Origin of the sequence: uncultured Deefgea sp. (assembly GCF_947072475.1) — a bacterium.
Taxonomy (GTDB): Bacteria; Pseudomonadota; Gammaproteobacteria; order Burkholderiales; family Chitinibacteraceae; genus Deefgea.
Genome location: NZ_CAMTIA010000080.1, coordinates 1 through 10,741 on the forward strand (window position 1 = coordinate 1; position 10,741 = coordinate 10,741).

General features: G+C 52.3%; 11 protein-coding genes. 5 read left to right on the forward strand and 6 right to left on the reverse strand.

The window, feature by feature from the left end; all coding sequences use genetic code 11:
* On the forward strand, positions 1-2,579 hold a 2,579-nt coding region (locus tag Q0V82_RS15605; protein ID WP_297577216.1), incomplete at its 5' end, for a response regulator.
* Between the two features lie 89 nt (positions 2,580-2,668).
* Here the strand turns inward: Q0V82_RS15605 and Q0V82_RS15610 are convergent.
* The 6 genes from Q0V82_RS15610 to Q0V82_RS15635 form a co-directional block, all read right to left on the reverse strand.
* Positions 2,669-3,442 (reverse strand): hypothetical protein, encoded by a 774-nt coding sequence (locus Q0V82_RS15610; RefSeq protein ID WP_297577218.1) that lies wholly within the window; start codon positions 3,440-3,442, stop codon positions 2,669-2,671.
* Between the two features lie 72 nt (positions 3,443-3,514).
* Positions 3,515-3,781 carry a hypothetical protein gene (locus tag Q0V82_RS15615; protein WP_297577219.1) on the reverse strand — a complete coding sequence of 89 codons (267 nt, stop codon included), beginning with the start codon at positions 3,779-3,781 and terminating at the stop codon, positions 3,515-3,517.
* A gap of 23 nt (positions 3,782-3,804) precedes the next feature.
* Positions 3,805-4,548 carry an adenosylcobinamide-GDP ribazoletransferase gene (cobS, locus tag Q0V82_RS15620; protein WP_297577221.1) on the reverse strand — a complete coding sequence of 248 codons (744 nt, stop codon included), beginning with the start codon at positions 4,546-4,548 and terminating at the stop codon, positions 3,805-3,807.
* On the reverse strand, positions 4,548-5,159 hold the full coding sequence (locus tag Q0V82_RS15625; protein WP_297577223.1) for a histidine phosphatase family protein: 612 nt from the start codon (positions 5,157-5,159) through the stop codon (positions 4,548-4,550). Before Q0V82_RS15625 ends, cobS begins: the two co-directional genes overlap by 1 nt.
* Positions 5,159-6,250, reverse strand: coding sequence for a nicotinate-nucleotide--dimethylbenzimidazole phosphoribosyltransferase (cobT, locus tag Q0V82_RS15630; RefSeq protein ID WP_297577225.1), 1,092 nt, complete (start codon positions 6,248-6,250; stop codon positions 5,159-5,161). Before cobT ends, Q0V82_RS15625 begins: the two co-directional genes overlap by 1 nt.
* Before the next feature lie 85 nt (positions 6,251-6,335).
* Positions 6,336-6,974, reverse strand: a complete 639-nt coding sequence (locus tag Q0V82_RS15635; protein ID WP_297577227.1) for a GGDEF domain-containing protein — start codon at positions 6,972-6,974, stop codon at positions 6,336-6,338.
* A gap of 214 nt (positions 6,975-7,188) precedes the next feature.
* Here Q0V82_RS15635 and waaC point away from each other — a divergent pair, with 214 nt between their 5' ends.
* From waaC to Q0V82_RS15655, 4 genes are all read left to right on the forward strand, one after another.
* The gene (gene waaC, locus Q0V82_RS15640) at positions 7,189-8,151 is read left to right on the forward strand and encodes a lipopolysaccharide heptosyltransferase I (RefSeq protein WP_297577229.1); all 963 of its coding nucleotides are present in this window, start codon (positions 7,189-7,191) and stop codon (positions 8,149-8,151) included.
* Positions 8,115-9,434, forward strand: a complete 1,320-nt coding sequence (locus Q0V82_RS15645; protein ID WP_297577231.1) for a 3-deoxy-D-manno-octulosonic acid transferase — start codon at positions 8,115-8,117, stop codon at positions 9,432-9,434. The genes waaC and Q0V82_RS15645 overlap by 37 nt, the downstream gene beginning before the upstream one ends.
* A 112-nt stretch (positions 9,435-9,546) precedes the next feature.
* Complete coding sequence (locus Q0V82_RS15650) at positions 9,547-9,999, forward strand: disulfide bond formation protein B (RefSeq protein WP_297577233.1); 453 nt, start codon at positions 9,547-9,549, stop codon at positions 9,997-9,999.
* Positions 9,996-10,655, forward strand: a complete 660-nt coding sequence (locus Q0V82_RS15655; protein WP_297577235.1) for a thioredoxin domain-containing protein — start codon at positions 9,996-9,998, stop codon at positions 10,653-10,655. The genes Q0V82_RS15650 and Q0V82_RS15655 overlap by 4 nt, the downstream gene beginning before the upstream one ends.
* Positions 10,656-10,741: the final 86 nt, after the last annotated feature.

Consider the following 10,741-nt stretch of genomic DNA (forward strand, 5'->3'; position numbering starts at 1 on the left):
AAACGGAAACGGAAACGGAAACGGAAACGGAAACGGAAACGGAAACGGAAACCGCAACCGAAGTCGAAACCGAAACCGAAACCGAAACCGAAACCGAAACCGAAACCGAAGCCGCAACCGAAGTCGCAGCCGAAGCCGAAGCGCTCAGCCCTGCGCCAACGGATGAGGTGATTGAGCCTGAGTTGGATGTATTAACGCAATTAATGAGCGTGCCCGAGGCCTTTGTGGCCACGGATTTATTGGATAATTTGGCGCAAGCCATTGACGCCGATGTGCCGAATACCCCGCTAGCGCAGTTGATGTCGGCCGATGATGCGCTTAATGCGGCGCGCGCTGAACTGGATGCGATCTTAGTCGATGAAATCGACGAGCAATTGCTGCCGATTTTCATCGAAGAAGGCGAAGAGCTGCTACCGCAATTAAGTCATGCGCTGCGCTTACTCAGTAGCGCTGAAAATACGCCAGCCACCTTGCAGCAATTAAAACGTACTTTGCACACGATTAAGGGCAGCGCCCGGATGAGTGGCGCAATGCGGATGGGTGAGGCTGCGCATCGGATGGAGTCGCGTCTGGTTGAAGCGGCCACCGTGAATCCCGAGTTGCTGGCGCGATTAGACAGCGATTACGACTTGATTCAAGCGCTATTTGCTGAGCTTTCACAACCGGCTAAGCGCGAAGAAGAAGGTGTCGTTGTCTCAACTGGCGCGGTCGCGATTGTTCCGAAATTGTTGGCTGCGGCCGAAACCGATAATAAAACGGTAATTCGCGTTAAATCCGAATTGATTGATCAATTGGTCAATCAAGCCGGTGAAGTGGCGATTTCGCGTACGCGGATTGAAGCTGAAATGTTGATGTTCAAGAGCTCCTTGCTCGATTTAACTGAAAACGTGATGCGCTTACGCACTCAGTTGCGCGAGCTTGAAATTCAAGCTGAAACGCAAATGCAAGCGCGGGAAAAAGAAGTGCAAGAAATGCACGCCAGCTTTGATCCGCTAGAGTTTGACCGCTTTAGTCGCTTGCAAGAACTGACGCGTTTTATGGCCGAAAGCGTCAATGACGTGGGAACGGTGCAACAAAGTTTATTAAAAAATCTTGACGAATCATCCGCTGCCTTGCTAGCGCAATCGCGAATGACTAAAGAGCTGCAGCAAAGCTTGATGCGGGTGCGCATGGTGCCATTTGCCAGCGTATCCGATCGTTTGTATCGCTTAACCCGGCAAGCCGGTAAAGACGTCGCTAAAAAGGTCAATTTGGAATTAAGCGGTGGTCGGGTTGAAATCGACCGCGGCGTACTGGATAAAATGATTTCGCCATTTGAGCACATGCTGCGCAATGCGATTGGTCATGGTTTGGAGTCGACTGAAGCGCGTTTGGCGCAAGGCAAGAGTGAGTTTGGCGAGATTAGTATTGAGGTTCGCCAAGAAGGCAATGAGTTGGTTCTGGTGCTCAAAGACGATGGTCGTGGTTTGGACTTAGTGAGTATCCAGCAAAAAGCCATTGCTTTAGGCTTGATTGGTGCTGAGCAAGTGGTCTCTGAAAACGATCTCTGCCAACTGATTTTTGAGCCCGGATTCTCCACTGCGGCCACGGTGACGGCGATTTCAGGCCGAGGCATTGGCATGGACGTGGTTAAAAATGAAGTCAGTAATTTGGGCGGCAAGATTGATGTATCAACCCAAGCCGGCCAAGGCACGACGTTTGTGATTCACTTGCCATTGACTTTGGCAGTGGCGCAAGTGCTATTGGTGAAAGCGGGTGAGCGTTTGATTGCGATTCCATCGGTGATGGTTGAGCAAGTGCAAGAACTGAAAGCGCCAGCCTTGGCGCTGATTTACGAGAATCGTGAGCAAGAATGGATGGGGCAGCGCTATCGCTTTGCCTATTTGCCGCGCTTATTGGGCGACAGCAAGTCCATCCCAGAGCAAAAACGTTATTCGACCGTGGTGTTATTGCGCTCTGGCGCCGAGCGCATTGCCATCCATGTGGATCAATTAGTCAAAAACCAAGAGGTGGTGGTCAAACCGATCGGGCCGCAATTGGCGCGGATTCCGGGTGTGGTGGGCGCGACGGTACTCGGTACTGGTGAGATTGTGATGATTATGAATCCGCTGGCCTTGCAAGCTCAGGCGGCGCATATTCAGGCGCAACAAGTGACTGAGAGCTTGCAGCATCAAGCGCAGCCAACGATGCCCGAGCAGTTGTCGACTGCGCCGGTAGTGATGGTGGTCGATGATTCGCTCACGGTGCGTAAAATCACTGGGCGCTTATTGTCGCGTGAAGGCTTCCAAGTGGTGACGGCCAAAGATGGTGTGGATGCCTTGCAGCAACTACATGATGTGAAGCCGGCGGTGATGTTGGTGGATATTGAAATGCCAAGAATGGATGGCTTTGAGTTAACGCGAAATGTGCGGGTGGCAGACGATACCAAGCATATTCCAATCATCATGATTACCTCGCGGACCGCTGAAAAGCATAAAAAATATGCGTTTGAGCTAGGGGTGAATGCCTATCTTGGTAAGCCGTATCAAGAAGATGAATTGCTGGGTTTGATTCGCAATTTTGTGGCTGCGGCCAAGTAAACCAAGTTGTCGTAGAGCATAAAAAAAAGCCCTTCTGGGCTTTTTTTTATGCTGCAAAGATTCGCATCCATTTGCGTGCTTTGCTACGCTTACATCGTGCTACGTAAATCAATTAATACTTGATCAGCAGGGTTAATGCGGATTAAGCCAAGTCGTGGATATTCCAAATCAATGATGACGTAAACCGTAAGCGACATCACGGCGGCAAACGACACAATATGCAGCCAGCGGCGATGTTTATTGCTCGACATATCAAAGCCCACCAGCAATGCGCTCACCAGCGCTAATAGCGGCAGCAGCAGAAAAACAATGAACGGGGGATGATTGTCGAGGGCCACCGCTCGAGTGGTGGTGATGTCAAACATGGCATTGAGGGCATCGGGCAAAATTAAATCTAAATTAGGGCGCGCATCGGCTAAGGCGTAGCTGGCATTGGCGCTTTGCCAGATTTGTTGTTGTAATGCCGCCGTTTGGGCATGGTCTTGCTGCGTAGCAATGCGGTCTTCATTGCGGCTATAGCTGGAAATTCTTACGTCGACATAGTGTTTAAATAGCGATTTGAGCTCAATTTGGGCGCGACTAGGCAGTAAATCAAGGCGTAAATAAGCCGTGCCAATGGCATTGGCTTCGGCGGCGATCAGCTGGCGATGGGCTTCAAAGCGCGTGGCAGCCCCCGAAAATGAAAACGCTAAGATCAAACCCAATAAGGCAAAAATGGCGCTTTCAGAGGCGCCAAATCCCTTGGGCATGCCCGGTTCTTTGCGTAATTGCGCGACCCCCATTCGCCGGCCGATCTCAACACAGAGCAGCATTCCCAAAAATAAGCCCAAGGCCAAAGCACTGGCGATCCATTGTAGGTACATGCTGAGTCTCCATGAATCTAATAGGGTATATGGCTACATGCTTTTTTGAGTATGATTCAGCGCAATATACCCTTACTGATAATCGGGTAGGCCATAAGCGGTGAGGATAAAATCAAAGCGGCTGCTGTCCATGGCTTCGCTCACAAAGGCTTGGATTTTCTCGATTCTGGGTGCGTCCAGCAGATAGGATAATTTCATTTCTGGATCGGGCTGATCTTGCTCGGCGGCAAATAGCTCAAATAAAAATGCAACAGGTACGGTTTCGGCGAGGGCCAAATGGCCAATAAAAGCGCCTTCCATGCCTTTTTCCCAAACTTCGATGGCACGAACTAATTTCATAATGCGGTCTCTTAAGGGGCTGATTAGTGGCCGATTATACCTGCGCCCAGTACGGCGATGAGGAGTAATCCGCTTTCACAAATTTCAATGCCTGCGCCCAAACAATCCCCCGTCACGCCGCCTAATTTGGCTTTCAGCCATTGCCGGTAGGCGAGCAACACCAAGGGCGCAATCAGCAGTGCTGGGCTAAATACCGCAGCACCAATCAGTAGCGCTAGCCACCAAAATAGCGCGAGTAAACGCTGGTTTTGCCAAGCAAATTGTTCCGCCATACCGGGGGCTAAAGCGGGGAGCGTTTGCCAGCAAAATACGCCGCTGCGCGCCCATGCGGGAATCAAGATCAGCGCCGCCCATTGTTGTTGGCGAATCAGTAACATCAGCAAGATGAGTTTCAGCAAGCATTGCATGATCAGCGAGAGCACGCCAAAGCTACCCAGATGCGGATCTTTCAGCACCGCTAAAAATCGCGCCGGATCACGATGCGCTGCGCCTAAACCATCGGCCATATCGGCTAGACCATCCAGATGCAAGCCACCGGTAATCCAAACCCAGATCAGCAAACCGCAGATGGCCGCCAACCAAGGATCAACCAGTGCGGTGAAATACACCGCAGCCAATAAAAACGCGCCAATCAGCGCCCCCACCGCTGGAAACCAAGCGACGGCTTGCGCCAATAGTCTGGGGTCAAAATTGGGGATGGTTGGCGTTGGAATTCGGCTTAAAAATTGCACCGCTAATGCCGGAATTCGCCAGTCAAAGCGCCCCATTAGCGTGCATCCGGTAAATTATTTTGAAGGCCTAAAATCATTGGCGGCCAGTCTTGATCCCACCACAGCGTGATGCAGCCGGCTGGTGCCAGCCAAAATTGGCTATGCCGTGCGGCGGGTAGTCCCAGCGCGTTGAGTAAAATCGCTTTGATCGTGCCTTGATGGGCAATCAAAACGCGGTGCTCAGCGTCACCGCTGGCAATCCACGCATTGAGCGCCGTTTGCACCCGCTGGCTAAACGCACCCCACGTTTCGCCATCGGGCAAAGGATGGGCGGCGGGATCGTTTTGCCATGCATCCCAAGCGGCGTGTTCTGCAGCGCTCCAATCGGCTTTGGCCTTGCCGTCGATGCTGCCCAAATTCATTTCGTCAAACCCACGCTCTAAATGCAGCGCGATGCCGAGTGACATCGCGGCGTCGAGGGCAAAATCCGCTGCGCGGGCCAAGGTTGAGCTGGCAATCGCATCGACCGGATGGGCGGATAGCTCAGCCCAACGCGCCGCTAATTGCTCACGCCCTAAGATGGAGAGCGCAGGATTGCTATGGCCAAAGATCGCCTGCTCGGCGCCTTGGGCCACGCCATGACGAATCAGCGTGAGGCGAAAAGCCATTACATTGCTCCAGCGGCGACACCGGCCTCAGCAAAGGTGGCCATTTCGCGGTGTAGAGTGAGTGCCGATTGCAAAATCGGTAAGGCTAAAGCCGCACCACTGCCTTCGCCTAAACGCAGACCGAGATCGAGTAGCGGTGTTAAGTTCAGCGCCGCCAGCGCTGCGCGGTGGCCTTGTTCTTGCGAAACATGGCTGGCTAACAGCCAATCGGCAACTTCGGGCTTGGCCTTGACGGCGACTAAAGCGGCCGCAGTGGTGATAAAACCATCGAGTAAAATCGGTACCCCAGCTTCAGCAGCGGCGGTGTAATAACCGGCGAGAGCGGCGATTTCTAAACCACCAACTTCACGCAGCCAATCGAGAGGGGTTTGCGCGCCTGCCGCTGTGGCGCGTGCCAATGCGTCGTTCACGACTTGAATTTTATGCTGGCGAGCCGATAGCTCAATGCCGGTACCCAGGCCAACGATTTCATCGGCGGTATGCTCAGTGAGTGCGCAAATCAAGGCGGCGGCGGCGGTGGTATTGGCAATGCCCATTTCGCCACCGATTAATAAATTTTTGCCATTTTCAATCGCATGAATGGCACTGCCAGCGCCGATTTGCCAGGCTTTTTGGCACTGAGCTTGGCTCATCGCTGCCGTGACACGTAAATTGGCCGTGCCAGCACACACTGGGCTACGAAACAACTTGCCTTGGCTATTGATCGGATTGGGGTAATCATTTTTAACGCCGACATCAATTACATTCAGCGTGGCTTGGTTTTCTCGCGCCAACACACTGATGGCGGCGCCGCCATTCATAAAATTGACCACCATTTGCGCTGTGACTTCGGATGGAAACGCCGATACACCTTCAACCGCCACACCGTGATCGGCAGCAAAAATACAAATCGCTGCTTGTAGGCGTTTTGGCGTGATTTGCCCGGTGCGGCCAGCAAACCAGATGGCAATGTCTTCTAAGCGGCCTAGACTGCCGAGCGGTTTGGTCAATTGGGATTGTCTGGCTTGGGCGCTAAGGGCGATGTCATTGGCGATGGCTTTCATTGCTTTGTTCCAATACGTAAGATTGCTCGACTTTAACGGCTGGCTCAAGACTGAGCAAGCCTGTTAATGTGGCTTACGTTGATTCGCGGCGCATATCGATCCAGCTCGCTGGGAAACCAAAGGTTAAAAGGCTTTAAGGGGATGGTGCTGGGTTGAGCGACGAGCTCACCACAGGAATCGAGGCTGGGAAGGCTTCGATGCGATCGACGCCCATTTTTTTGGCCGATTGTAGCGCTGAGTCGGCCGCAACTAAAATGTCTTCGAAGGTTTCGGTTTCCATATCAAAGGCGGCTAAACCAATGGTAATCGAAATATAGAATTCGCTTTGATTGGGCAGGGTGATTGGGATTTGTTTGACGTTATTGCGTAAGCGTTCGGCGACAACCATTGCGCCTTTGTAATCGGTATCGGGTAGCACTAAGGCGATTTCTTCGCCAGAATAACGCCCGACTAAATCAAAATCACGCACCGATTTGAGCGCGGATTCGGCAAGCCGCTTGAGCGCCAAGTCTCCCGCGTGTAAGCCATGTTGGGCGTTGATTTCGGCGCAATGGTCCATATCGGCAATCAGTACCGCCATTTTGCTTTGGCTGCGTTGGGCGCGATTGACCTCTCTGGCCGATAAAGTAAATAAATGCGGACGTTGATACAAACCGGTGAGCGCGTCGCGTAATTGCTGTTCGGCGAGTTGTTGGCGCAGTAGGCGAATTTTATTGGCCTGAAGTAACAGACCGACCGCCAATCCTATACATAAGGCAATAATAATAGACATAGAATTAAACCTTAAGTCGGTAAGCAAAACAGGGGAAAATTGCGGAGTCGCAGCGTTTTAATTGCGTGCTCGCGGTTTTGCTTGATCAATGAACGGTCAAAGATTGAATGAATCCTTATGACACGCTGACGTTTTATGATATTAGACCTTTTTAGATGAAGGGCTAGTGCTGCTTTGTTTTCAAAGCTGGATTTGTCCCTGTTAGAATAGGCCAATGCAAAAAATACTCATTGTTCGCCTCTCGTCGATGGGCGACGTAATTCATCAATTGCCAGCGATCACTGACTTGCTGCGTGCCTACCCCGATGCGGTCATCGATTGGGTGGTCGAAGAAGGCTTTGCCGAGCTGCCACGGTTACATCCGGCAATTCGGCGAGTGATTCCGGTGGCGCTACGGCGTTGGCGTAAATCACCAATGTCGGCAGCAACGCGGGCTGAATGGGCGCAATTTAAAAGCGAAATCCATGCTTGTCGCTATGACTTGGTTTTGGATGCTCAAGGTTTAATCAAAAGCGCAGCGATTGCGCGTTTGGCTTGCGGGCCGGTGGCGGGTTTTGATCGACATTCTTGCCGCGAGCCTTGGGCCAGCTTGGCATATCAGCGCCGGTACTCGGTGCCTAAAAACCTACATGCGATTGAACGCAATCGGCGCTTAACCGCTGCAGCTAATGGCTATGCCTTGCAAGGTGAGCTCGATTACGGCTTAAAAGTGCCGTTGCAAGATTTGCCATGGCTAGGGCGCTCGCCGTATGCCGTGCTGTTGACGGCTACCAGCCGCGAAGACAAAGAATGGCCAGAAAGCCATTGGATTGCGCTGGCGCAGCGCTGTATTGCTGCGGGCTTGCGGCCGGTCTTTCCTTGGGGCAATGCCCGAGAAAAACAGCGGGCCGAGCGTTTAGCTGCGGCGTTGCCGCTGGCGGTGGTGCCGCCTAAGCTCAGTTTAACCGATGCAGCGGTCATGCTAGCGGGTAGCCGGGTGGTAGTGGGGGTTGATACCGGTTTAGCGCATCTGGCGGCGGCGGTGGCGGTGCCGGTGGTGGCGATCTTTTGTGCTTCGGAGCCGGCGTTAACCGGCGTGAAAGCGGCGACGTTTGCGCTCAATTTAGGCGGCAATGGCACGCCACCGACGGTGGATCAAGTGTGGGAAGCCACGTCGGCCGGTGGGCGTTTGCCGTGATCGTGCGCTGGGCGTATCGCCTCTTGTTGTGGCTGGGTTTTCCGCTGATTTGGTTGTATTTGCTTAAACGCAGCAAAAAGCAGCCTGCTTACCGGCAGTTTTGGGGCGAGCGTTTAGGGTATTACGCTGCAGGTATTGATAAAAAAGACCTGCAAGACAATACCCAAAGACCGATTTGGTTGCACGCGGTGTCGGTGGGGGAAATGCGCGCTTGTGTGCCGATTATTCAGGCGATTCGTATTGCCGCACCGCATCGCCCCGTATTGTTGACGTGTATGACGCCAACCGGCCGCGAAACCGCGCAGGCCTTATTTGGCGGTTTTGCCAGCATTGTGTATTTACCTTACGATTATCCAGCAGCGATTCGGCGGTTTTTACAGCACTTTCGGCCGCAATGCGGCGTGGTGATGGAAACTGAAATCTGGCCCAATTTGCTGCATGAATCAGCCGCCGCCCAAGTACCGCTGGTGCTGGCCAATGCGCGGCTTTCTGAGTCCTCTTTTCGGGGGTATCAGCGGATTTCGGCATTGATTGCGCCAGCCATGGCCAAATGGTCGTTGGTATTGGCGCAAGCGCCAGCGGATGCCGAACGACTCGCCGCTTTGGGTGCGCGCGCGCCCAAGGTGATGGGCTCAGTTAAATTTGATCATAGCAACGACGCGGCCATTGTCGCGCGCGGGCAGGCGTGGCGCGCGGCCTTACTTCAGCAATCGAACCGTCCGCTGGTGCTATTGGCGTCGAGTCGAGAAGGCGAAGAGGCGGCGTTTTTAGCGCAATGGCAGGCGGAGTATGCTCAAACGGCGGCGCCGTTGTTGATCATTGTCCCGCGTCATCCACAGCGCTTTGATGCCGTCGCTGATTTAATTCGCAGTCATGGCTTGGCGCTACAGCGGCGCAGTCAATGGCAAGACGCTGTTGCCGCCGACGTCATCTTGGGCGACAGCATGGGCGAAATGGCAGCTTGGTTTGCCGCGAGTGATGTTTGTATTATGGGCGGCTCGCTTTTGCCTTTTGGTAGCCAAAATTTTATTGAAGCGTGTGCGCTGGGCTGCCCGGTACTGCTTGGGCCGCACACCTTTAATTTTGCTGCGGCAACGGCAGCGGCTTTAGCTGAAGGCGCGGCTTGGCAAGGGCAAACGCTGGGCGAGATTCTGGATAAAACGCAGCAATTGCTGCTGGATGATGCCGAGCGACAAGCAATGAGCGCGGCAGGCGTTGAGTTTGCCAATGCGCATCGCGGCGCAACGGCGCGCTTGGTGCATGAGCTGACTACCTATCTTTAGGAAATAAATCAGTATTGGTAAATAAATCATAGATTTATTCGCCGTAGTTTTTGTATCATGCCATCCGATTACTTACTTTTACTGAGTCACGCCAATCGGCGAAGGGATTATTTTGTCGCAAAGCACCGATGTATCGTCAGATTCGGCCAATAACGGCGCGTGGTATTGCTTATTTATTTGTTGGTTAATTGCCGCGACCTCAACGTTTGGTAGCTTGTTTTTTAGTGAAGTGATGCATATTCCGCCGTGTGTTTTGTGTTGGTATCAGCGGATTCCGATGTACGCGATGTTGGTGATTTTTAGCGTGGCGCTGTTTCCCTTAGACCGGAAGGTGACGCGTTATGCCTTACCGCTGGCGGTGATCGGGTGGTTATTCGCTTTTTATCATTTATTGATTTACAGCGGCGTGATTCCAGAAGGGCTGCAGCCGTGTACGGCCGAAGTGTCATGCGCCAAGATTGATTTGGAACTGATTGGCTTTATCACCATCCCACTGATGTCGGTGGTGGCGTTTTCGTTGATGATCGGCTTGCTATTAATGATTTCTAAAGGGTTTAAAAAATGAAACGTTCACTGATTGTGATCACCAGCGTGGTCGCGATGGCGGCTTTGTTTATTATTGGTGCTGTGGTTTATTCCAATAAAAGCGCCGATCAATCGCAAAATTTGGCGGTAGAAAACAGCGCGGCGTTAAATCGCTTTTCATCAATTACTTATGGTCCAGCAGATGCCAAAGTGCATATTGTTGAATTTATGGACCCAGCTTGCGAAGCGTGCAGCCAGTTTTATCCTTTTGTAAAAAACATCATCAATAGCAATCCGGGCAAAATTAAGCTCACCGTTCGCTACGCTAATTTTCACCCAGGCTCGGATTATGTCGCGCAAGTTTTGGAAGCCGCGCGCGCGCAAGGTAAATTTTGGCCAGCGTTAGAAGCTTTGTTCGCCACGCAAGATCAGTGGGCTAGCCATCATGCGCCGGCACCAGAAACGGTTTGGCAATATTTGGGCCATTTAGGCCTCGATTTTGATCAAATGCGTAAAGACATGAATGAGCCGAAAGTGATGGCGGTGATCGAGCAAGATCGCGCTGATGTGAAGGCATTGCAAATTACTAAGACGCCAAGTTTTTACGTTAACAATAAGCCGTTGATGAAATTTGGTCATGAGCAATTAAACCAATTAATCAATAGTGAACTCGCTATCGCCTACCCAGGGCAATAAATAGCGAACGAAAAAAAAACGGCTTCGGCCGAAATACAGTTCACTTAACGACAAACCCTGAAAACCTGACGCAGAGGCGCAGAGGC